Here is a 21297-nt window from a genome sequence, read left to right on the forward strand (position 1 = left end):
CTCGCATCGAGGACCCTTGCCATGACCGATAGCACGAACGCGCCGCTCGACGACGCGGACTATCTCGACGCGGCGCGCACGATCCGCATGCCGACGCCGGGGCGCAAGCGCGAGCGCGCGGCCGGCGCCGAAGCCGAACCCGCGCCGCAGCGCAAGCCGCAAGCCGCCGGGCCCGCGCTCGTGCCGCTCGATGCCGCGATCGCCGGGCGCAACCCGCTGCTGCGCGCGGCCAATCCGTTGCTGGAACTCGCGCTGCCGCTGCGCCGCCTGCCGAGCCACCCGGACCTCGACACGCTGCGCGCGCAGCTGATCCAGATGGTGCGCCGCTTCGAAGCCGACGGCCGCGCGTTCGGCGTGCCCGACACGCAGCTCGGCCCGGCGCGCTATTGCCTGTGCACCTTCATCGACGAGGCCATCGCGGCGACGCCGTGGGGCGCGGGAGTCTGGGGCCGCAGGAGCCTGCTCGTGACGTTTCACAACGAGGCCTCCGGCGGCGAGCGGCTGTTCGTCATGTTGCAGCGGCTCGCGCAAACCCCCGCCGCCGATATCGACCTGCTCGAACTGATCTACGTGATGCTCGCGCTTGGCTTCGACGGGCGCTACCGGCTCATCGAAGGCGGCAAGCGTCAGCTCGACGAGATTCGCGAACGCCTCGAACAGATGATCCGCGCGCAACGCGGCCCGGTCGAGCGCGCGCTGTCGCCGCATTGGCAACCCGCGGAGCAGGCGCGCGAACGGACGCTGGGTTTCGTGCCGCTGTGGGTCGCGCTGGCGCTCGCGGCCCTCGTGCTGATGGCGACCAGCCTCGTGCTCGGGCTGCGCATCAACGCGTTCTCCGACCCGGTGTTCGAGGCGATGCGCGGGATTCGGGTGGCGCCCGCGCCCGTGCTCGCGGCCAAGACGCAGGCTGCGCCGAAGTTCGGGTCGGCGCTCGATGGCTTTCTCGCGCCGGAAATCGCGCAAGGGCTGGTCACCGTCGGCGAATCGGGGGACCGCACGACCGTGACCATCAACAACAGCGCCGAAGGCACGCAGATCTTCGCGTCCGGCAGCGCCGAACTCGACCCGCGTTTCGTGCCGCTCGTGCAGCGCATCGGCGAGGCGTTGGCGGACAAGCCGGGCAATGTCGTCGTGATCGGGCATACGGACGACCAGCGCATCGTGTCGGCGCGCTTTCCTTCCAACGTCGCGCTCTCGCAGGCGCGCGCGGAGACGGTGCGCGCGATCCTCGCGGCGCATCTCGCGGACCCTGCGCGCGTGAGCGCCGAAGGCCGCGGCGATACCGAGCCGGTCGCATCGAACGACACCGCGGCGGGCCGCGCGCGCAACCGCCGCGTGACCATCGCCATCCTTGCGCCGGGAGCCGCGCCATGAAGTGGATCCAGTGGTTCAAAAGGCCCGCTGTCGTCACGTTTGCGGGCGCACTGGCGCTTTGCGCGCTGGTCTGGTTCGAAGGGCCGCTCGTGGCGTTCAATGGCTCGGCGCCGCTCGAGAGCAGCGCCAGGCGCTGGGCCGTGATCGCGTTCATCCTCGCGTGCTGGGCGCTCTATTGGGGCGTCCGGTTTGCCAAGGCGCGCATCGCCAGTTCGACGTTCGTGCAGCGCCTCGTGTCCGATGCGCTCGATCCCGCGAAGCACGCGCCGGACCCCGCGCGCAAGGCCGCCGATGCCGACGTCGCGGTACTGCGCACGCGCTTCGAGGCGGCCCTGAAGACACTGCGCGAGTCGCGCGCGCCTGCCAGCGGCGCGCGCGGCATGCGGCACCTGTTCGCGTGGCTCGCCCCGCGCCGCGAGACGCTCTACGACTTGCCGTGGTATCTCTTCGTCGGCGCGCCGGGCGCGGGCAAGACGACCGCGCTGGCCCACTCGGGGCTGCGCTTCCCGCTCGCGGACAGGCTCGGCGCGCAGGCGGTGGGCGGCGTGGGCGGCACACGCAACTGCGACTGGTGGTTCACGGATCACGCCGTGCTGCTCGACACGGCGGGCCGCTTCACCACGCAGGACAGCCACGAGCAGGCCGATCGCGGCGCATGGCTCGGCTTTCTCGGGCTGCTGCGCAAGTACCGGCCGCGCCGTCCGCTCGACGGCGTGATGGCCGTGGTTTCGGCCGCCGATCTGCTGCAACAGTCCGATGCGCAGCGCGCCACTTATGCTGCCGCGATCCGCGAGCGACTTGCCGAACTGAACCAGCAACTCGGTGTGCATCTGCCGGTGTACGTCGTCGTGACGAAAACCGACATGCTCGCGGGCTTCTCCGAGTATTTCGACGACTTCGGCCGCGACGAGCGTGAGCAGGTTTGGGGCATGACGTTCCCGCTCGCTGCGGAGAACGACGCCGGCGAAGGCAGTGCGCCGCTCGCGCGGTTCTCTGAAGAGTTCGGCCTTTTGCATGCACAGCTACAAGGCCGTGTGCTGCAACGCATGCAGCAGGAAACCGACGCGCGGCGGCGCGCGCTGATCTATGCATTCCCGCAGCAGTTCGCGGGCATCGAGCGCGCGTTGCGGCGGTTTCTCGAAGAGGCATTCGGCGAATCGCGTTTCGCGCGCGCGCCGTCGCTGCGCGGCGTGTACTTCACGAGCGGCACGCAGAGCGGACGTCCGCTCGACCGCATGATGAGCGCGATGGCGGCATCGCTGGGCTTGAGCCGCGAGGTCGTGATGGCGGACGCCTCGAGCGGCCGCGCGTATTTCGTCAAGCGCCTGCTGCGCGACGTGATTTTCGCCGAGCAGGGCATCGCGGGCAGCGATCCGCGCGCCGTGCGGCGGCGCGCGCGCATTCAGCAGGCCACGATCGCGGGCATCGCCGTGTTGCTGGCGGCGGGGCTGATCGCCCTGTTCGCGAGCGACCGTGCGAATCGCCGTTTCGTCGATGCAAGCCGTCAGCAGACCGCCGCGCTCGCCGAGCTTGCGAAGAGGACCAGCGCGGGCGACGGTCCGCTTACGGTTCTGCCGCTGCTCGACGCCGCGCGCGATCTGCCCGGCGGCGAAGCGGAGCGTGCTTCGCGTGACACGCCGTGGTGGGCGCACCTTGGCCTCGATCAGCGCGAGAAGCTCGGCCTGCAAGCGCAGCGTGTGTACCAGCGCTTGTTGCGGCAGACCTTGCTGCCGATCGTCGTGCAAAGCATGGAGGACCAGCTTCGCCGCGGCAGCGCGGAAGATCCCGCCACGCTCTACGAAGCCCTGCGCGCGTACCTGATGCTGGGCGACCCGACGCATTTCGACCCGGACGCGCTGCAGGTCTGGGCGTTGCGTACCTGGCGAACGGCTTCGATGAAAGACGCGAGCGACGCGCAGCGCGCGGACATCGAGCAGCATTTGCAGGCGTTGTTCCGGCGTGGCGAGTTCGATGCGAACTTGCCGCTCGATCAGAACCTGATCGCCCAGGCGCGCGCCGTGCTCAACCGGGTGCCGCTCGCGCAGCGCCTGACAGGTCGTATCGATCAGCAACTCGCACAACTGCGCCTGGCGGATTTCACCGTGGCGAAGGCGGCAGGGCCGAGCGGACAGATCGTGTTCGTGAGACGCAGCGGCGCGCCGCTCACGCAAGGCATCGAGGGCGCCTACACGCGTGCGGGCTTCGACGCGTTCGTGCGTTTGCGCGATGACGCGCTCGCCAATCTGTCGAAGGACGACTGGGTGCTCGGCGCGGGCCAGACGCATACGGATGCGCAAAGCACCGAGGCATTGCGCGCGGCGCTCACGCGGCTCTACAGCGAGGAGGCGATCCGCCAGTGGGACGCATTGCTTGCCGATATCGCCGTCGTGCCGTTCAGCGCGCCGGATCAGGGCGCGCGCATCGCGAACCTGCTCGGCTCGGCGAATTCACCGTTGCGCGCGCTGATCCAGGGCGTCGCGCGCGAAACGACCTTCACGCCGCCGGCCGCCGCGCCCGGCAAGCTCGACGCGCTCAAGAACCGCATCGGCGCGCAGGCGGAGCCGCCCGCCGCGCCGACGCCCGTCGATACGCATTTTCAGGCGCTGCACGATCTGGCGGGCGCGGCGCTCGACGAATACATCAACGCGCTCAAGGACGCCGCGGCGACCCTGCAGGCGGAAGACACGGCGCGCAGGCAGTCGCTGCCGCCGCCCGCCACGGGCCCGCTCGACCACCTGAAGCTGCTCTCGCAGAACGCGCCCGCGCCGCTCGCGGCGGTGCTGCAAGGCGTAGCGGGCAACGCCGATACCGTGCAGATCCAGGGCCAGCGTGCGCAATTGCAGACGCTCTGGGCCACGACGGTCGCGCCCGCGTGCAGGCAGGCACTCGACGGCCGCTACCCGCTCGTGAGGACCTCGACGCGCGACGCCGCGCCCGACGACTTCGCGCGCGTGCTGGCGCCGGGCGGTTTGATCGACGCGTTCTTCCAGAAGAATCTGCAGAATCGGGTGGATACGTCCGGCACGGTATGGAAGTGGCGGGCCGAGGCGAAATCCCTCGGTATTCCCGACGATGTGCCGGTGGCGTTCCAGCGTGCGGCGACCTTGCGGGATGCGTTGTTTCGCGACGGCGGCCACGACGTGTCCGTGCATTTCTCGGCAAAGGTGGTTTCGCTCGATCCTTCGCTGAAGCGCTTCGTGCTCGATATCGACGGCACGCAACTGAGCGCGACGAGCGATGCGCCCAACGCCACCGCCGCGTTCCAGTGGCCGAGCGGGAAGGGCACGGGGCAGGCACATGTCGAACTCGACCCCGCGCCTGTGCCGCCGCCTCGCGCGGAAGGCCCCTGGGCGCTGTTCCATCTGCTCGACGCCGCGCGCATCGAGCAGGCCGGGCAGGCCGATCATTTCAACGCCACGTTCGACGGCGGCAAGGTCATGCTCGCGCTCGTGGCCGGCAGCGTGAACAATCCGTTGCGCGCGGGTGTGCTCAGTGGCTTTCGTTGCCCGACGTCGCTATGAACGCAGATGATCGAATCGACGCCGGCTTTTACGGGAAGGTCCGCACGCATGGCGATTTCGTCGGACGCGGACTATCCGCAGCTTTCGTCGGCCGTTGGGACGCGTGGCTGCAACGCGGCCTGCTGGCCGCGCGCGAGCGCCATGCCGGAGGCTGGCTCGAGCGCTATCTGGAGATGCCCGTGTGGCGTTTTTCGGCGCCACCCTCCGTGATCGACGACTGCGCGTGCACCGGCGTGCTCATGCCCGGCATCGACGCCGTGGGGCGCTATTTTCCATTCGTGATTGCGCGGCAAATCGAAGGCGCAGCGCGTGCCGTCGATTCGCGCTGGCACGTCGAGGCATGTGCGCTTGCCCTCTCGACGCTGGCGCCTTCGTTTTCACTAACGGCGTTCGAGTCGAAACTTGCTACGCTGCACGAGCAGCCAGTCGCATTGGCATCGTGCGAAGGCGCCAGCATGTGGTGGACTCAGGAGGATGGCGCAACGCATCGACACGAGGGCGCGCTCGATGCGAGCTTGTTCCTGGATCTGCTCGAAGCCTACGATATCGCACGCTAGTCGCTGTCGACATCCCATTCGCGGCGCAGCGCTTCGCGGTGCGGCTCCGGCACGGCGTCGAGCAGTTGCGTGTGGAAGGCGCGCAGATCGGTGGCGTGGGTGGCGGCGCGGCGCGCCACGATACGGGCGATGGGGCCGAGAAGCGTCGAGAGGCGCGAGGTGGCTGCGTTGACGCTTTCGGCGCTGATGGTCTGCGCGCCGATCGTGCGCGGCGCACCGGCGCCCACCGGAAGCAACAGCGAATCGAAGTCGCGCCGCGCATCGTCGGTGGGCAAGTGAGCGCTCAGGCGTTCGCGCAGCGTGTCGATGTTCGTCGCGCCTGCGCATGCCCGCCGTACCAGCAGCGACGCCACGGGCCCGACATGGCTCGCGAGGCGCTTCTCCAGGTGCGCGACGAGTTCGGGGTCGAGCTGGGTCTGCGTGGGCGGCGTGGGGATCGGCGCTTCGAGAGCCGCATGCGCGAGCACGGTTCGTTCGGCATCCTCATGGACATCGGCAGCGAGTGCCGCAAGCAGCGCATCGCGCCATGCGCGCGCGCCGGCATAGCGCATCTGGGGGCGCTTCTCCATGCCCTTCATCACCAGGGCGTCGACATACGCAGGCAAGCCGCGCACGACAGCGGAAGGGGGAGGCGGCATCTCGTCGAGAATCTTGCGCATCACGGCGCCCGGCGTGCCCGCGAACGGGCACACGCCGGTAAGCATTTCGTAGAGCACGACGGCGGCGCTGAAGAGATCGGAACGTGCGTCGACGGCGTCGCCGGTGAACTGTTCCGGCGACATATAGCTCGGCGTGCCGAGCAGCGTGCCGGTTTGCGTGAGCTTGGACGTGTCGAGCTGAGCGATGCCGAAGTCCGCGACCTTGCATTCGCCGCGCGGCGAGATCAGCAGATTGGCGGGCTTGAGGTCGCGATGTACGATGCCTGAGCCGTGCGCGTAGTCGAGTGCATCGAGCAGTTGCGCGAACCAGCGCAGGGCGGCCAGCGGATTCATCTGCGTGCCCGCGCGCGCGTGCAGCGCGAGATGCGCTGCGAGGGTTGCGCCGCGCACGTATTCCATCGTGATGAAGGCGGTGTCGCCCGTTTCGCCATAGTCGTACACCGCAACGATGTGAGGATGGGCGAGACGTCCCGCGGCGCGCGCTTCGTTCAGAAAGCGCGCGGTGAGTTCGTGATCCGCTTCGCCGCCCGCAGGCCGCTCGATGGTCTTGAGCGCCACCTTGCGCTCGATGCGCGGGTCGAACGCCAGATACACCACGCCCATTGCGCCGCGCCCGAGCACGCGCTCGATCACGTAGCGGTCGAAGGTCGTGGGGATGTCGGCGGAGTGGGACATCGCTTACGTCTGCTCTTCGTCGAGAATGCGGAACGCTTCGATGAGGCTGGTCTGCATGCGTCCGAACGACACCGCAAGCGATGCGATTTCGTCCGATCCGCCCGTTGGCAGCGTGGTCGCATCGAGCTTGCCGAGGCTCATCTCGTCGGCGGCGCGTGACAGCGCGCGGATGGGACGCGTGATCAGCACGTGCATCATCACGTTCATGACGATCAGCACGACCGCAAACACGGCGGAGAGCGAAAGCATGAACGTGCGCCAGACGGCTCGACCGCGCGCAATGGGCTGCGCCATCGGCACGGAAACGAACTCCGCGCCGATCACCTCGTTCATGGTCCAGCCGAAGCCGTTCGAGGTGCCGTACTTCTCGATCATCGTCGCGGGCGCGGCGTTCGGCGTGCTATGGCACTGCATGCAGGCAGTGTCGGTAATGCTGCTGGGCCGCGCGAGGAAGAACGAGCGGCCGCCCGGCGCATCGCGCTGGCCGGTCAGCTCCTTGAGTTCCGGATGATCGTGCAGATGGCGGATGACGTCGGTCTCCCAGTCGGTCGGGCGATCGCGCGGATTGGTCGGGTTGAGCATCGTGGCGTTGTACGAGAAGTTCGGAAAGTCCTTGCCCAGCAGCTTGAGCATCTCGATGGCCGAAAACGCAGGGATCGATTCGGGCACGAAGCTGTACTTGATCTGCGTGGCGAGCAGCGGCGTGACGTGCGCCGCGGTGTAGCTCTGCATCGAGGATGCGGCGCTCGCGAGGATGTTGGCGTCGTGCGCGGTTTCTTCGAGCGCCTGCTTTTGCAGCAGACGGTCGGAGACCACGCCGATCACCACCAGCGCGATTGCGAAGATGATCAGGAATACCAGGTTGAATTTGACGCTGAGGGAGAGTCCGGGCTTCATGGCAGTGAAGGTTCGAGCCTTATGGATAGCGCACTTTGCGAACGCCTGGGCGCTCGGGCGGATAGAGCAGGGCGCGCCAGTCGGGCAGGGTGTTCAGATGCGCTTGAACATCGTGGCGAAACGCGCGATCGGTCAGACGCGAGCGAAAACGTGCGGGAAAGCTCTTGCGCGCGGGCAGTTTGCTGTCCAGCCACGGCGCGATGTCGTCGTAAGTGGCGGCGTGCGATGGCGGCGCAGTGTGTGCGGGCCTGGCGACGGCGAGCGGCTGCAAGGCGTCGCGAAATGCGACCGGCATGCCCGTGACGAAAGCGTCGGTGGGGCGCGCCGATATCTGCACATGGCCAGGGCTGCCGATGCTCGCGAAGCGGCCGGTTGGTATCTGCGTGGGCGGCCTGGCCGCGAAGGTCTGCGTGCCGGTTTCGCTGAAAACGTTGACCGTTTGCGTGCCTTCTTGCGCTGCGATGATCGCCGCCGCGCTCGATCCAACATCGAGCGCGCCGGGTTCCGTGTCCACGCGCACCTGGGCACAGGGCGCGGTGGCACACGCGGCTGCGGCGACCTTCAGCCAACCGCTGAGCAAGGCGACATGGGCGTCGGCCACGAGCATCGCGCGAGTTCGCGGACCGAGCGCGACGAGCGTGCCGTGCTCGTCCTGCAGATGCGCCACGCCGTCGAGCGATTCGAGCAGGTCGCCGTCGCGCAAGGTGTCGCCCGCCGCCGCCGAAGTCACGTTCGCGCCGCGCACGACGCCGATGGGTGCATCGGTGCTCGCGAGCCGCCAGGCGGCCTGCGCGGGCGACGCAAGCGCCGCCGCGATGACGATGCCCGCTGCCCAGAAGTGCAATCGATGAATCATGCCGAGCCATTGGTCGAGGGTTCTTCAACACAACAGCCCGGCGGCGAAATTATTCCGCGCCGACCCTGGCGCTTATCCGTTATGCGGCGGTACGGCTTCCTGAGCCTCGCTGAACAGCGCGGCCGTATCGAGGTTGGAGATGCGCTTGCCGAGCGCGGCGAGATCGACGTCGCCCGCCTGGCCGATCAGCGCGTAGGCCAGCTCGTTCTGCCGCCATGTGGTGACGCCCATCGAGTCGACGGTGCGCGAGGCGACCGCTTCGTCCGGGCGCGCGTCCTTCATCACGCACAATGCGATGGGCGGCCCGCTGCGCGGCAGATAAACGATCTGCACGAGCGGCTTGTCGTGAAAGCGCAGGCGCTGCACCGACTTGAAGGTGAGCCCGGCGCTGCTCAGATCGGGCACGCGCAGCGCGAGACGGTCGTCGCGGCGGATGTCTTCGACGACCCGGGCGGCGAGCGCCGGATCGTCCTGCCGGTAGGCGACGGTTTCCCGTGTATAGAGCTTCTGGTAGCCAACCGCCGCCTTCACCCACGGCGACGGCTCCGATGCGCTCGCGAGTTGCGAGGCGCCGGAGCCCTGGCCGCCAGGCCCGAACAGCGCGTCGAAGCGCACGAACTGGCCGGCCACGAACGCGCCCGTCACGCATGCCGCCGCGAGCCAGACCGGCACGCGGCGCAGGCGCGATCTCACGGGCGCCGAGGGTTGTTGCTCCGCGGCTGGCATCGTGGCGTCGTTCGCACTCGAAGACGGTTGCGCGGGTTGCCCGGTTTGCGCGCTCACCATTTCCTCGATGCCAAGTTGCAGCGATTCGGGCACGGACGGCAGCGTTTGCTGGGCGAAGGCACCGGCGAAATCGACCTTCGAGGTGCGCAGCAGCGTGACCTTCTTGCGCGCCTCGGCGGACTCGCGCAACTGCGCTTCGATCGCGGCGCGCTCGTCCGGCGACAGGCGGCCGTCCACATAGGCGAGTAACTGTGCGTCGTCGGCAATCATGCGAGTGAGTCCTTCTGCTGCGGGGCGGGCGGCGCCTTGGGCGCTGCACCGCTGAACATGGCGCCGACCGATTGCCGCGCTCGCGAGAGCCGGCTCATTACGGTGCCAATGGGTATCTTGAGCACGTCGGCGGCCTGCTGGTACGTCATGCCTTCGACCGCGACGAGCAGCATCACCACACGCTGGGCTTCGGGCAGGCGCTCGACTGCCTCGATGATCTGGCTGTGCATGAGTTGTGTTTCGGGGCCATTATCGACGGGATCGGGGAGATTTTCGAGGAAATCGTCGTCCCACTCGAAGCTCGCGCGCTTGCGCACGCTGCGGGCTCGCAGCTCGTTGATCCATGTGGAATGCATGATGGAGTACATCCAGCTCAGCGGAGCCGTGTCGGGTTGAAGCTGATGCGCGCGTTCGAGCCCGCGCAGGCAGGCGCGCTGCACGAGGTCTTCGGCGTCGTGCTGGTCCCCGGACAGGCGCAGCGCAAATGCCCAAAGCCGCGGAATCATGGCGGGAAGCATCCCCGGTAAGTCTGTACCGCTCATCGAAGGGTTTTCTCCACGATCCCCGTTCAATCCGGACTGGCGTGCGCTGCGGTCGTGTGCGACCGTCTGGTCAAGGGCGCGCGGCTCGGGCCATTTTGGTGAACTAGTAACGAAACACCTGGCCGGTGGGCTTTATTCCATGCTTTCGTTCGGGTTGCGTTCGCGCCGCCTTCAATGGCCTTCAGCGGCCTTTCGTGCCGGCGCGCGCTTCTTCGCTCGTGCGCCGGTCGAACGACACCGCGTAAGCGGCGGCGCGCGCGGCGAGCAGCGGGTCGTCGGAGGGCGCGATGCCCACCGGCAGCACCGTTGGGTCGAAATTGATGTCGCGGCAGGGGCCGTCGATCTGCGACTGGGCATGCTCGATGACGATGGTACCCGCATCGACGCGATGCTGCTCGCGTTCGTCGGGCCACGCACGGGTCGCGTCGTCCACCGGGTCGCCCGCACCCGCGGGCGTCAGCATGAGGTGCCAGCGCACCGGAGCCGATTCCAATTGCACCTTCAGGTCGTGCGCGAGAAAGTCGGGGTCTCTCGCGTCCGGATCACGCGTATCTAGCGGCGCGTAAGGCACATCGGGCACGACGCTCCAGCGCACGAATCGCGTGTTGCCGCTTGCGTCGGTGAAGCGAAACGCATCGATACCGTAATAGCTCGCGTTATAGAACGCAGAAGCCGGCGGATGCGCGGCGAGCCAGTCGCGCAGCGCGCTGGTTTCGGGGTGGCTCGCAAAGAACGCGTCGAGTCTCGCGGGGTCGGGGCGGCCCGTGCGCTTGTCGTGCTCCATGGCCTCTTGCAGTTCGTAAACCGCTTGTGGCGTGCGCACCGCGAATACGGGCGCGGAATTCATGCCGGTGCGCCATTGCTCGCCGTCTTGCATCGCGAAGCGCAGCGCAAAGCTGCGCACGGTCGTGTCCGCGTCGTCTTCAGCGGGATTGCCGCCGGGCGCGGAGAAGCGCCCGAGCAACGGCGTGCGGCCACGCTCGAATACGCTCGCGCGAGACAGCGCCGTGCCGTTGCCGTTGCTGTCGAAATAGCCGCTCACGCAGATGCCTTTTGCATGGTTGCGGCGAAACCCGGGATGCGTGCCGGCGCTGCGTTCGAATGCGTCGATGAGCCGGTCGGGCGTGAGCGCGGCCCGGGCGCCGGGCCAGTGTATCCAGCCCGCGGTCCATGCGAACGCCGCGGCACAGGCCGCTAGCGTGAGCGCGATGAATGCGTACCTGACAATGAGTTGCGAAAGCGAAAGACGGGACATAAATCAGCGCAGGGGCCTCATACAGCCGCTGATGCATGGAAAGGCCCTCTATGAATCTCGTGCGTTGCCGTCATGCGGCGAGGCCGTTATGGTAATCCGCTTGCCGCTATTCTGTGTGCACTGAACGACGACGGTATACCTACGTATGGGGGCGTCATCCAAAAGCGTCTGTCCGTTTATGCGCGGGAAGAATAGCGGCCAGCCGCGCTTGTCCTTAAGCTTCAGTCATTCGCAATGAGTGGGCGCAAGACACAGGGACGTTCCGCTTTCGGCAGACGGGGCATGCGTGACATACACGCTCATCCAGAATATGGGAGTTAGCCGTGGTGAGATTGGATTCGTGGCGGTCGACATACGCGGGAGGCGCGCTCGATGGCGGCGGCCCCGGCGAAAACATGCGCCTCGTGCAGCCGTGTGGTGCCGATGACCCCAACGATCGAACACACGCGCCGGATGGCGACGCCGCAGCAGCAGCGCCGGATTGCACGCGCAATCCGTGGGCGCACGTGGTCTCGGGCCTGCTGGCCTCGCCGGCTTCGAGAACCAGCGTTGCGCGCCGCGCGCCCGCAGTGCGCACGCGCAGCGATCTGCGCGCCGCGGATCACAGCACCTACGCAAGTTGCACGGTCAAGATAGAAGAGCGGCTGGCCAATTCGTCGTTTACGCTCTCGTGGAGCGACCCGACGCGCTGCAGCTACCGCGAGCAGGTCTGGAAGCGCGCAATCGCCAGAAAGTCGGGCATCTGTGTGCTGTCCGGCGAGCACATCAAGCGAGGCGATGCGGTTTTCCGGCCGCTGGCGCGCCGCTACAAGGTCCCGTTGAATTCGGGGGCGATGATCCTCGCCGCGTCGCTGGAGGCGTGGGGCGCTCGCCTGGCCGACCCCGAATCGCTCGAATGGCCGGAATAACCGGGCATGGCGGACAGATCGAAGCGGCTTCGCTGGAGGGGAAAGGGGCGTGCTTCCGGTTTTCGCTGCCTCAAGGCGGAGGCGGAGGCGGTGGCAGGCGCGCTTAGACGCTGTGCCGATCGCAGGCGGATGGCCTGCCTGGATGCTGGAGCGGGAGACGAGTCTCGAACTCGCGACCTCAACCTTGGCAAGGTCGCGCTCTACCAACTGAGCTACTCCCGCATGTCTGGCTCCCCGACCTGGGCTCGAACCAGGGACCTACGGATTAACAGTCCGGCGCTCTACCGACTGAGCTATCGGGGAATCAAGGAGGCCGGATTGTACAGGAGATTTTTTGATCCTGCAGCTTTTTCCTGACAAATCTCGATGAGGCGGATTGCGGGTGATTTAGTTAGAGGTTTAACGGTTTACGATGTATTACTTACGGTCAATCGGCTTTGGATCGTTTCGTGGCTCCACCACGCCACGCAAGTCTGGATCTACCCATGGGGCCACTGCTTGTCTATCGTAGGCGGCATCTCAACCCGAACCGTAGAGGAAGCCAAACGATGTCCTTCGCCGATGCCGTCAACGAACCCGCCGCCGACACCAGCGCGGCGCCTTCGCAACGCACGCGCGTGCGCCGGGTCGCGCAGCGCGCGCACTACGACGCAGCGACGCTGCATGCGATTCTTGACGAAGCCTACGTCTGCCACGTCGCCTTCAGCGACGAGCACGGCGTGCATTGCATCCCCACTGCATGCTGGCGCGAGGGCGATCATCTCTACATTCACGGCTCGAACGGCAGCCGCATGCTGCGCCTCGCGGCCGACGGCGCCCAGGTGTGCGTGACCGTGACGCATCTCGATGGCCTCGTGCTCGCGCGCTCGGCGTTCAATCATTCGATGAACTATCGTTCCGCCGTGATTTACGGCGTGTTCGAGGTCGTGACAGAGGAACACAAGGCAGCCGTGCTCGATGCCTTCATGGAGCACATCGCGCCGGGCCGCCGGCATGAAGTGCGGGCGGGCAACCGCAAGGAACTGGCGGCGACCACGGTCATGCGCATTGCGCTCGCGGAGTCCGTGACGAAGATCCGCACAGGCGGCCCGAAGGACGACGAGGAGGACATGGACCGTCCCGTCTGGGCAGGCGTGCTGCCGCTGACGCTCGCACCGCTGCCGCCCGTGGCCGATACCGCAACGCCGGAGCGCGAGGCTCCGGCTTACGTGAAGACCTGGTCAAACCGGCGCGACGGCTGACCACGGACTGCGGCGTTCACCGCGCCGACGTGAGGGAGTGCAGCTTCGCGCGCAGCGGGTCGATGGCAAACTCGCGCGCTCTGCGCAATACGCGCCGAAGCTGCTCCGCGGCGAGGGGAAATTCAATGAGCCTGCCGCGCCAGGTGAGTACGACGAAATGCGACTCGTACCAGCTTTTATGATTTGACCAACGCTCCTTGTAGCTCGAGAAGTATGGGCGGAAGTCGAAATCACGGCCGTTCGCGAGCGCCCATCGCGCCATGCTGTCCACCAGCAGGTTGCCGACGGAGCGGGCGGCGTAGGCCTCGTCATACGTCGTGATGAAATACTCCAGTCTGCGCGGCCCAGTCAGATTGACGGATGCCGCAATCGGAACGCCGTCCAGTTTGACGAACGAGACCAGTGGAGTCGTGACGAGATCGGTCCGCCCGGCGAGTTCGATGAAGAAGTCGCGCACGTCGTCATTCATCAGATACGGGGCGTCGAGGCCGCGAGAGAGCACCCAGTTGCGCTTGGTCGCAAAGAGCCACGTGAGTACCGCTCGGGCGTCGTCGACGTCCTTGCACCAGCCGTATTCAACTGCGCCGTCCTCCGAAAGCCGCCTTGCCAGACGTCGCAATGGTCGCCGTAGCGAGTCGGGCCTCGTGGCGATGAAGGCGTCGAAGCTGGGGAATCGCGACAGTTCCATGGAGTACCCGGACAGCAGGCGCCAACGCTCCGGCAGCGCGCGCAAGACCCACGACAGAGGCGCACGCGAGAGCGACTCGTGAAGCGGGCCATTGCATTCGACGAAGCGTATCTCCAGCACGTCGGCGTCGACGCTGCGTAACGCATCGACGGCGGCGTCATGGAAGCGCGCGTCGCCTCGATCGGATACGAGCGGGCCGCCATATTCCTCGTTGCTGCCGCAGCCGAGTGCGCGTGCGACCCGGTACGCGCCTTCGCGCGCAATGCACAGCGGCCAGAGCGCGACGAGCGCGGCGCCGTCGTAGACCAGCGCGACACTGACCGCCGCGCCGCGCGCGAATGCCTTGGCCGCCGCAAGTTCGCAGTAGGTAAACTCGAGTGTCGCCGGGCACGTCGTGCAGACGGCTTCCCAGCAAGGGCGCAGTTTCAGGAAATCCGCGTGGGTGCTGCATACGCGGATCTCGTGGCGAAGGCTACCCGTGGTCGCGCGGGCGGCGACGTCGGGAAGGAAAGCAGTCTCGGTCGGTGAGTTTCGCATCATGTTGTCCCGGTAGTCCGATTCGGCGGAGCGTCAATCTCACATTTTCCTTATCGCTATGGACTCCGAACGAGATACGTATGAACATCGGAGGCATATCCATATGATCCATCGAAATAACTCGCACAGCGCGCGAAAGTATTCCGATTGCTTGAAATTGGCGGCGGACGACTAATGCCTGGTGAAAGGGTGGTAGGAGGAATACGGACTTGCGGTAAAACGCACCGCACCATCGCATGAATGCGTTTGGCCTTCGGCATGAGTTGCCGCTCGATTAGTCCGTTGAATGATCAACTACGTGGAGATCCGACCGACGACGAACATGGCGATTGCCGAGCCCGTAAAATTTGATCGCGAACGGTCGCGTTCAATCCTGGTCAGGCGATGGCGGACCAGAGCATGCTGGCGATTGCGACGAGGTAGAACACTGCCGTGATGATTGCCGCCACGCGGAGCGGCCGGCCGACTGCCGAACTGCTGGTGATAACGACCAGGCTTATCCCGATGCCGATCAGCGCGAGCACGAAGAGTCGCGGCAGCAGACTAAAGCCATCCAGCCCAACCTTGAAGATCGACCAGCCCAGGGCGGCGGCGAACATGCCGAAATACCACCATAGTCCCGCTGAGCGGTTCCATAGCATGAGGATGCCAGCGCCGATCAGTGCAACGCCGGCAACGAAGTAGTAAGGCGCGTGGCCCATCCAGGGTATCCACCCGCCCAGCACTGCGAACGCCGCGCCGACGAGGATGATCCATTCTGCGGTCTCGGCAGGAGACGTCCAGCGGCGGTAAGACATACAAGTCCCCCTAATGCAGACAAACCGGGCTTTACAGTGAGTCTTGCTGAAGTCTTAAACTGACTCATCGACGCATCGATGAAGAAGCTCAAAGCAAAGTCCCACGTTGATGCTAAGCAGCCGATGTGCCCAGGTCAAGAGTGATAACCCTTTGAATTTGTAAGAACTTAAGAACCTATTCGCATTCAATTTTTTCGCGCGAAAGAAATGCATGTCTATGGCATTCGCGATAGTCGACATTACCGGCGCAATGGATTTTCCCGGCAAGAGTTGCAGCGCGAGGCTGCATGCAGAGAAGCATGCGTCAACATTACTTGCGGCAGGCGGCGTGCCGTTGGCCGATATCGCCAGCCATGCTTTCGATCTGAGAAATACTTGGTTCGTTCGCACCCATCATGCAGATAGGCTGCGTACTTCGCCGGCGCGCAGGTTCAGCGGCAGCGCAAGGGCAACGAGAAAAAAAGGAAAAGCGATAATGAAAAGCAGCATCTGGGGCGCAGTGCCAGGCGCACTGTTGACGGCACTTCTGGTGGTGGCATCGACGTCCGCGCAGGCGGATCGTCTGGACGACATCAAGCGGGCGGGCGTATTGCGCGTCGCTGCATTCGACAGCAATCCGCCGTTCGGTTTCGTCGATCCGCAAGACAATCAGATCGTTGGGCTCGACGTGGACTATGCGCGCGCCGTCGCCAAAAGCCTGGGCGTGAAGCTCGAAGTTCAGCCCACCAATCCCGCCAATCGCATCGCCTTTCTGAAGTCGGGCAAGGTCGATCTGGTATTCGCCAACTTTACGATTACCGACGATCGCAGGAAGGAAGTGGATTTCAGCACGCCGTACTTCGCGTCGGGCACCCAGTTCATTGCGAAGAAGGGCGTGCTGAAGTCTTCGGAACAGCTCAATGGCCTGCGTATCGGCGCGGACAAAGGCACGACCAACGAACAGCAAGTGCGGGCGAAATTCCCGGGCGCAACCATCGTCGCTTACGATGACACGCCTTTCGCTTTCGCTGCGCTGCGCACGGGCAACGTGCAGGCCATCACGCAGGACGGCCCGAAGCTCGTCGCGCTGCTGGCACGCGCGCCGGACAAGGCGGGCTACGAGATTTCCCCGTTCACGATCTCGAACGACTACGAAGGCGTTGGCGTGCCCAAAGGCGAGACGCGTCTGCTCGATGCGGTGAACAGCACGCTGACGCACCTGGAAAGCGACGGCGAGGCCGCGCAGATCTACGACAAGTGGTTCGGCCCGAAGAGTGCAGCGCCGCTGCCCCGTCTCTTCAAGATCGGCGACCCGCAAAAGAACAGTTGAGCGCGGCGCTTGATTCATGCATAACTGGCTTGAACCGAAGTATCTCGCGTGGCTCGAACAAGGCTTCTTCGTCACGCTGATGCTCTCTGCCTGCGCGGCGTCGTGTGCGACGCCGCTGGGCTTTCTGCTGGCAGTTGCGCGCACGGCCCGCACTCGCGCGATTGCGCGCGCTGCGGCGCTCTACGTGTTCGTCTTCCGCAATTCTCCACTGCTCGTTCAATTGCTGTTCTGGTACTTCGGCGTCGCAGCCGTTCTGCCGTCCGGGTGGATGACCTGGCTTAACACGCCGCACGTGGCGACGCTTGGGCCGCTCACGCTGCGCTGGCCGAGCTTCGAATTGTTCGCCGGCTGGGTCGGATTGACCTGCTACACCACGGCGTTCATCGGCGAAGAGTTTCTGGCCGGCTTGCGCGGCGTGAACCACGCGCAGTGGCAGGCGGCCGCGGCGCTTGGCATGCGCCGGTACGTAACCCTGCGCTACGTGATCCTGCCGCAAGCGTTGCGCATCGCCACGCCGCCGCTCGCTGGCCAATACATGAACGTGATCAAGAACTCGTCGCTGACGATGGCGATAGGCGTGGGCGAACTGTCGTACATGTCGCGGCAGGTCGATACCGAAAGCTTCAGGACCTTCCAGGCATTCGGCACCGCGACCGTATTCTATGTGCTGGCCATCGCGGTCATCGAGGTCGCATTGGTGCTCTGGCAACGCGCCGGCCTGCACGGTTTGCAGCGAGGCCGTGCGTGAACGGGTTCGCGTGGTTTCCCGCTTTGCGTTATCTGCTGATCGGCGCATTTCCGGCGGGGCCGCTGGGAGGCGTTGCATTGACGATCGTACTCTCGGTGGTGTCCGCGCTGCTCGCGGCGCTGACCGGATTCGGGCTTGGCGTCGCGCTCGCCATGACGCGCGGCGTCGTCCGTCTCGCGCTGACCGCGGCGGTCGCGTTCTTTCGCGCGATACCCGTGCTGATGCTGATTTTCTGGACCTTCTTCCTGATGCCGATCCTGCTGCACATCGACGTTCCTGGTCTTGCGACCGTCGTGTGCGCGCTGGCGCTGATCGGCGGCGCGTATCTGTCGCATTCGGTCTATGCGGGCATCACGTCGATCAGCGAAGGCCAGCGGCAAGCAGCGCTTTCGCTGGGCTTGACGCGCTGGCAGGCATTACGCGAAGTCATCCTGCCGCAAGCCGTGCGGGTCATGATGCCGTCGTTCGTCAACCAGTGGGTGGCGTTGATCAAGGATACGTCGCTTGCCTATATCGTCGGCGTGCCGGAATTCACGTTCCTCGCCAATCAGCTCAATAACCGTCTTCTGGTGTACCCGGCGCAAATCTTTCTGTTCGTCGGGCTCGTCTATCTGCTGCTGTGCGGTGCGTTGCAGTGGATCGCCAATGCGCTGCTCACGCGACGTGAGCCGGGCTTTTAACCAGTTGATGAGGATGACGATATAACCGCGAACACCGGCGCGGGCCTCACTTGCCCGGCGTGATCCAGGCTAAGCGGACTCCGGGGGGGTCGCCACCGGGAATATGCCGATTTGCGCACGTGAAATTGTCGTGCTAGTTTTTCATGAAATTTAACATGAAAAATTTCACGAACCCGTCATGTTCGCCGAATCGACTCGTCATATCGAAAGCTATTACGCCCGTCACTACGCCCAGCGCGGGGTGCTGCCCGAGCGCCCCGCGCTGGCAGGCGACTACCACGCAGACGTGCTGGTCGTAGGCGCGGGCTTCAGCGGCCTGCACACGGCGTTGCGGCTCGCGCTGGCCGGCCGCCGCGTCGCGGTTGTCGAGGCGAGCCGCGTGGCGTGGGCCGCCTCGGGGCGCAACGGCGGTCAGGCGCTGCCCGGCTGGTCGTGCGACATGCCGCCGTTCGAGCAGGCGCTGGGTCTGGCGGGCGCGCGGGCGCTGTGGGACAGCATGCGCTGGGCCGCCGCCGAGGTGCGCGAGTTGCCCGCGCGGCATGGCTTCGACATCGACTACCGGCCAGGCAGCTTGTGGGCGGCGGTGCGGCGCTCGCGTGTCGCCATGCTCGAAGCCGCGCGCGACGAGGCCGCGCAGAAGTGGGGCTACGATCGCCTGCGCGTCATCACCGAGCCAGAGATGCCGGAGTGGATCGGCAGCCGCCGCTATCGCGCGGCGCTCTACGATCCCGAGGCGGGGCATCTCGATCCGCTCAAGCTGGCGCTCGGCCTCGCCGACGCCATCGAGCGCGCGGGCGGCGCCATCTTCGAGCAAAGCCGCGTGCTCGCCTATCGCGAAACGCCGGGGGGCTACGTGGCGAGCACGCGGGAAGGCACGGTGCGCGCCGGCACGCTGGTGCTCGCCTGCAATGCCTACATCGACCGGCTCGATCGCGAGCTGGCGGGCCGCGTGCTGCCCGTGGGCACCTGGCAGATCGCCACGCGCAGGCTCGACCCTGCGCTTGCCCGCTCGCTGCTGCCGCGCAACAGTTGCGTGATCGACAATCAGTTCGTGCCGGACTACTTTCGCCTGAGCCCGGACGATCGCCTGCTCTTTGGCGGCGCGTGCACGTATCTCGGCGGCATCCCGAAGGACATCGGCGCCGCGATCCGGCCGAGTCTCGAGCGTGCGTTTCCACAGTTGCGCGGCATCGAATTCGAATACGCGTGGGGCGGTCATATCGACATCAGCATTCGCCGCACGCCCGACGTCGGTCACGCACGCGATCGCTACTGGCTGCAGGGCTTTTCCGGGCACGGCATCCTGCCGACGCTCGCGGCGGCGCGTGCCGTTGCCGACGCCATCCTCGGCGAGCCGCATTTGCTCTCGCTCTACGAGCGCATTCATAATCCGCGCTTTCCGGGCGGCGAGCGCTTCGCCGCGCCGCTCGAGGCGCTCGGCAAGCTGTGGTATCGCCTGCGCGACGTCGTGTGACAGAGAGAACCGCATGGACCAGCAGGACGAAATCGAAGGCCTCGCGATCCTCATTCGCGATCTGCGCAAGCACAAGAAGGTGACGCTGGCCGAACTCGCGCAAAAGATCGGCCGCTCGGTCGGCTTTCTTTCGCAGGTCGAGCGGGGGCTTTCGCGGCCCACGGTGGCGGATCTCACGGCCATCGGCGAGGCGCTGCAGACGCCCACCACGTACTTCTATAGCGTGAGCATGCCGCGCGAGCTGCCGTGGGTCACCCGGCCTGGCGAGCGGCGCACGCTCTACTATGGCGGCGGCATTACGGACGTGCTCGTTTCGCCCAGCATGTCGTCGGGTTTCTCGATGCTGGAGAGCCGGCTCGAACCCGGCGCGACGAGCGGCGAGCGCCCCGTGGACGACAGCGACGAGCAGGGCGGCTTCGTGCTCGAAGGCGAGTTGACGGTCTGGGTGGAGGGCAGCGACGCGCCTGCGACGCTGCGGGCCAACGACAGCTTCCAGTTGCCAGCGCGTTGCCGCTTTCGCTACGCCAATCTCGCCGATGCGCCCGCGCGCGTGCTATGGGTTTTCACCTGAACCGCGGTAATCAGCATCACTGATCAATCCGTTGGCTGACGACGCGATTTCCCTTTGCGCGGACGACACCAGAGTCGAAAGGCGCGCATGCCGCCTTACGTTGCGCAACTGAAAGACAGGATGCGATTCGGGCCGCCGCGATCCCCATTCCGGAGGACGCCGCCGAAGCTGCGGGGCGACCCAGGCGCCGCGGTCGATGCGGCCCGGCTGGCTCGCCGGATGCTGCCGGGCGACCTCTCCGAGGGGGGGAGAGCAGGCTGGCGGCAGTCCCGGCGAGACATTTTTTTCTGGCTTGGTGATTACCGGAAATATCGCCGATTTTCGCTACGCCTCAGCGGCCATCTGCACGAATTATTCCTGCATAAACCCGCCTGAAACCGCCGCAATGTCGTTTTTGTGCATTTTTGCCCATTTTTAACGTGTTTTTGTCTACACACTGACTCCGTGTTGTGCTATTGATTCGGCTTTCGCCGTCATGCACGTCGGAGGCAAAACACGTGCCGGGCGGGCGATCGGCGCGTTTCCATATGCAACGCGATTTGCCTGTTTCGCCCGCGTGAGGTAGGGTATGCAGGTTTTCTCAACTCAACACAGGTAGCAGATGAACAAACAGGAACTCATTGACGCAGTCGCCGCTAGCACGGGCGAGACCAAGGCAGCCACGGGCGCAGCTATCGACGCGATCCTCGACGTCGTCACGCGTGCGGTCACCTCGGGTGACTCCGTGCAACTGGTCGGCTTCGGCTCGTTCTCGACTGGCCAGCGTGCCGCCCGCGTGGGCCGCAACCCTGCCACGGGCGCGGAGATCCAGATTGCCGCCGCCAAGACGGTGAAGTTCACCGCTGGCAAGGCATTCAAGGACGCCGTCAACGCGTCGTGATGCCAGGTCCGCCGTCATGGCGGCGCGCGCGTTGCCGGCTAGCTTGCTGGCGCGCGGCGCAGCATCACGCCAGTGCGGTGGCCCGCACTCGGGCAGGTGGCGTCGCGCCGCTGGCCTGAGTGCGTGAAACGA

At 65.8% G+C, this 21297-nt stretch carries 19 protein-coding genes and 2 tRNA genes; 11 read left to right on the top strand and 10 right to left on the bottom strand.

What is annotated here, in order from left to right; all coding sequences use genetic code 11:
* The first annotated feature begins 21 nt into the window (after positions 1-21).
* The 3 genes from tssL to tagF are packed head-to-tail and all read left to right on the top strand — an operon-like array spanning position 22 to position 5452.
* On the top strand, positions 22-1374 hold the full coding sequence (tssL, locus tag AB4Y42_RS13895; RefSeq protein WP_368694503.1) for a type VI secretion system protein TssL, long form: 1353 nt from the start codon (positions 22-24) through the stop codon (positions 1372-1374).
* Complete coding sequence (gene tssM / locus AB4Y42_RS13900) at positions 1371-4895, top strand: type VI secretion system membrane subunit TssM (RefSeq protein ID WP_368694504.1); 3525 nt, start codon at positions 1371-1373, stop codon at positions 4893-4895. The genes tssL and tssM overlap by 4 nt, the downstream gene beginning before the upstream one ends.
* Positions 4892-5452, top strand: a complete 561-nt coding sequence (tagF, locus tag AB4Y42_RS13905) for a type VI secretion system-associated protein TagF (protein ID WP_368690483.1) — start codon at positions 4892-4894, stop codon at positions 5450-5452. The genes tssM and tagF overlap by 4 nt, the downstream gene beginning before the upstream one ends.
* Here tagF and AB4Y42_RS13910 read toward each other — a convergent pair.
* The 6 genes from AB4Y42_RS13910 to AB4Y42_RS13935 all read right to left on the bottom strand — a co-directional run bounded on the left by AB4Y42_RS13910 (position 5449) and on the right by AB4Y42_RS13935 (position 11332).
* A complete protein-coding gene (locus AB4Y42_RS13910) occupies positions 5449-6786 on the bottom strand; it encodes a serine/threonine-protein kinase (protein WP_368694505.1) in 1338 nt (445 codons plus the stop codon). The two genes, tagF and AB4Y42_RS13910, sit on opposite strands and share 4 nt — an antisense overlap.
* 3 nt (positions 6787-6789) lie before the next feature.
* Positions 6790-7683, bottom strand: a complete 894-nt coding sequence (locus tag AB4Y42_RS13915; protein WP_368690481.1) for a DUF3365 domain-containing protein — start codon at positions 7681-7683, stop codon at positions 6790-6792.
* Between the two features lie 19 nt (positions 7684-7702).
* Positions 7703-8539, bottom strand: coding sequence for a hypothetical protein (locus tag AB4Y42_RS13920; protein WP_368694506.1), 837 nt, complete (start codon positions 8537-8539; stop codon positions 7703-7705).
* A 72-nt stretch (positions 8540-8611) separates the two neighbouring features.
* The gene (locus AB4Y42_RS13925) at positions 8612-9535 is read right to left on the bottom strand and encodes an anti-sigma factor (RefSeq protein ID WP_368694507.1); all 924 of its coding nucleotides are present in this window, start codon (positions 9533-9535) and stop codon (positions 8612-8614) included.
* On the bottom strand, positions 9532-10077 hold the full coding sequence (locus tag AB4Y42_RS13930) for an RNA polymerase sigma factor (RefSeq protein WP_368690478.1): 546 nt from the start codon (positions 10075-10077) through the stop codon (positions 9532-9534). The genes AB4Y42_RS13925 and AB4Y42_RS13930 overlap by 4 nt, the downstream gene beginning before the upstream one ends.
* A 181-nt stretch (positions 10078-10258) precedes the next feature.
* Positions 10259-11332: a catalase family peroxidase gene (locus AB4Y42_RS13935; RefSeq protein ID WP_368694508.1), complete on the bottom strand. Its 1074-nt coding sequence runs from the start codon at positions 11330-11332 to the stop codon at positions 10259-10261.
* A gap of 323 nt (positions 11333-11655) precedes the next feature.
* Between AB4Y42_RS13935 and AB4Y42_RS13940 the strand changes: the two genes are divergently transcribed.
* Positions 11656-12240: a DUF3331 domain-containing protein gene (locus AB4Y42_RS13940; RefSeq protein ID WP_368694509.1), complete on the top strand. Its 585-nt coding sequence runs from the start codon at positions 11656-11658 to the stop codon at positions 12238-12240.
* 146 nt (positions 12241-12386) lie between these two features.
* Here AB4Y42_RS13940 and AB4Y42_RS13945 read toward each other — a convergent pair.
* Positions 12387-12462, bottom strand: a tRNA-Gly gene (locus AB4Y42_RS13945).
* A gap of 5 nt (positions 12463-12467) precedes the next feature.
* A tRNA-Asn gene (locus tag AB4Y42_RS13950) sits at positions 12468-12543 on the bottom strand.
* A 245-nt stretch (positions 12544-12788) separates the two neighbouring features.
* Between AB4Y42_RS13950 and AB4Y42_RS13955 the strand changes: the two genes are divergently transcribed.
* Entirely contained in the window at positions 12789-13481 is a 693-nt protein-coding gene (locus AB4Y42_RS13955; protein WP_368690475.1) for a pyridoxamine 5'-phosphate oxidase family protein, read from the top strand.
* A gap of 16 nt (positions 13482-13497) precedes the next feature.
* Here AB4Y42_RS13955 and AB4Y42_RS13960 read toward each other — a convergent pair whose 3' ends face one another.
* Both AB4Y42_RS13960 and AB4Y42_RS13965 read right to left on the bottom strand, forming a co-directional pair.
* Positions 13498-14709: a GNAT family N-acetyltransferase gene (locus AB4Y42_RS13960; RefSeq protein ID WP_368694510.1), complete on the bottom strand. Its 1212-nt coding sequence runs from the start codon at positions 14707-14709 to the stop codon at positions 13498-13500.
* Between the two features lie 374 nt (positions 14710-15083).
* Positions 15084-15503, bottom strand: coding sequence for a hypothetical protein (locus tag AB4Y42_RS13965; protein ID WP_342923355.1), 420 nt, complete (start codon positions 15501-15503; stop codon positions 15084-15086).
* Positions 15504-15978: 475 nt separating this feature from the next.
* On the opposite strand from AB4Y42_RS13965, the gene AB4Y42_RS13970 reads away from it, so the two are divergent.
* The 6 genes from AB4Y42_RS13970 (at position 15979) to AB4Y42_RS13995 (ending at position 21165) form a co-directional block, all read left to right on the top strand.
* Positions 15979-16812, top strand: coding sequence for an ABC transporter substrate-binding protein (locus tag AB4Y42_RS13970; RefSeq protein WP_368690473.1), 834 nt, complete (start codon positions 15979-15981; stop codon positions 16810-16812).
* Between the two features lie 16 nt (positions 16813-16828).
* On the top strand, positions 16829-17560 hold the full coding sequence (locus tag AB4Y42_RS13975) for an amino acid ABC transporter permease (RefSeq protein ID WP_368694511.1): 732 nt from the start codon (positions 16829-16831) through the stop codon (positions 17558-17560).
* A complete protein-coding gene (locus tag AB4Y42_RS13980; RefSeq protein ID WP_368694512.1) occupies positions 17557-18240 on the top strand; it encodes an amino acid ABC transporter permease in 684 nt (227 codons plus the stop codon). The genes AB4Y42_RS13975 and AB4Y42_RS13980 overlap by 4 nt, the downstream gene beginning before the upstream one ends.
* Before the next feature lie 178 nt (positions 18241-18418).
* Positions 18419-19714, top strand: coding sequence for an NAD(P)/FAD-dependent oxidoreductase (locus tag AB4Y42_RS13985; protein ID WP_368690470.1), 1296 nt, complete (start codon positions 18419-18421; stop codon positions 19712-19714).
* A gap of 13 nt (positions 19715-19727) precedes the next feature.
* A complete protein-coding gene (locus AB4Y42_RS13990) occupies positions 19728-20285 on the top strand; it encodes a helix-turn-helix domain-containing protein (protein ID WP_368694513.1) in 558 nt (185 codons plus the stop codon).
* A 601-nt stretch (positions 20286-20886) separates the two neighbouring features.
* On the top strand, positions 20887-21165 hold the full coding sequence (locus tag AB4Y42_RS13995; protein ID WP_028207645.1) for an HU family DNA-binding protein: 279 nt from the start codon (positions 20887-20889) through the stop codon (positions 21163-21165).
* Positions 21166-21297: the final 132 nt, after the last annotated feature.

Source organism: Paraburkholderia sp. EG286B, from assembly GCF_040965655.1.
Taxonomy (GTDB): domain Bacteria; phylum Pseudomonadota; class Gammaproteobacteria; order Burkholderiales; family Burkholderiaceae; genus Paraburkholderia.

Coding starts and splice junctions, on each gene's coding strand:
- AB4Y42_RS13910 (WP_368694505.1), bottom strand. CDS start 6,786: ATGTCCCACTCCGCCGACATCCCCACGACCTTCGACCGCTACGTGATC.
- AB4Y42_RS13995 (WP_028207645.1), top strand. CDS start 20,887: ATGAACAAACAGGAACTCATTGACGCAGTCGCCGCTAGCACGGGCGAG.
- tssL (WP_368694503.1), top strand. CDS start 22: ATGACCGATAGCACGAACGCGCCGCTCGACGACGCGGACTATCTCGAC.
- AB4Y42_RS13915 (WP_368690481.1), bottom strand. CDS start 7,683: ATGAAGCCCGGACTCTCCCTCAGCGTCAAATTCAACCTGGTATTCCTG.
- AB4Y42_RS13925 (WP_368694507.1), bottom strand. CDS start 9,535: ATGATTGCCGACGACGCACAGTTACTCGCCTATGTGGACGGCCGCCTG.
- AB4Y42_RS13965 (WP_342923355.1), bottom strand. CDS start 15,503: ATGTCTTACCGCCGCTGGACGTCTCCTGCCGAGACCGCAGAATGGATC.
- AB4Y42_RS13930 (WP_368690478.1), bottom strand. CDS start 10,077: ATGAGCGGTACAGACTTACCGGGGATGCTTCCCGCCATGATTCCGCGG.
- AB4Y42_RS13970 (WP_368690473.1), top strand. CDS start 15,979: ATGAAAAGCAGCATCTGGGGCGCAGTGCCAGGCGCACTGTTGACGGCA.
- tssM (WP_368694504.1), top strand. CDS start 1,371: ATGAAGTGGATCCAGTGGTTCAAAAGGCCCGCTGTCGTCACGTTTGCG.
- AB4Y42_RS13985 (WP_368690470.1), top strand. CDS start 18,419: ATGTTCGCCGAATCGACTCGTCATATCGAAAGCTATTACGCCCGTCAC.
- AB4Y42_RS13990 (WP_368694513.1), top strand. CDS start 19,728: ATGGACCAGCAGGACGAAATCGAAGGCCTCGCGATCCTCATTCGCGAT.
- AB4Y42_RS13975 (WP_368694511.1), top strand. CDS start 16,829: ATGCATAACTGGCTTGAACCGAAGTATCTCGCGTGGCTCGAACAAGGC.
- AB4Y42_RS13935 (WP_368694508.1), bottom strand. CDS start 11,332: ATGTCCCGTCTTTCGCTTTCGCAACTCATTGTCAGGTACGCATTCATC.
- AB4Y42_RS13960 (WP_368694510.1), bottom strand. CDS start 14,709: ATGATGCGAAACTCACCGACCGAGACTGCTTTCCTTCCCGACGTCGCC.
- tagF (WP_368690483.1), top strand. CDS start 4,892: ATGAACGCAGATGATCGAATCGACGCCGGCTTTTACGGGAAGGTCCGC.
- AB4Y42_RS13920 (WP_368694506.1), bottom strand. CDS start 8,539: ATGATTCATCGATTGCACTTCTGGGCAGCGGGCATCGTCATCGCGGCG.
- AB4Y42_RS13955 (WP_368690475.1), top strand. CDS start 12,789: ATGTCCTTCGCCGATGCCGTCAACGAACCCGCCGCCGACACCAGCGCG.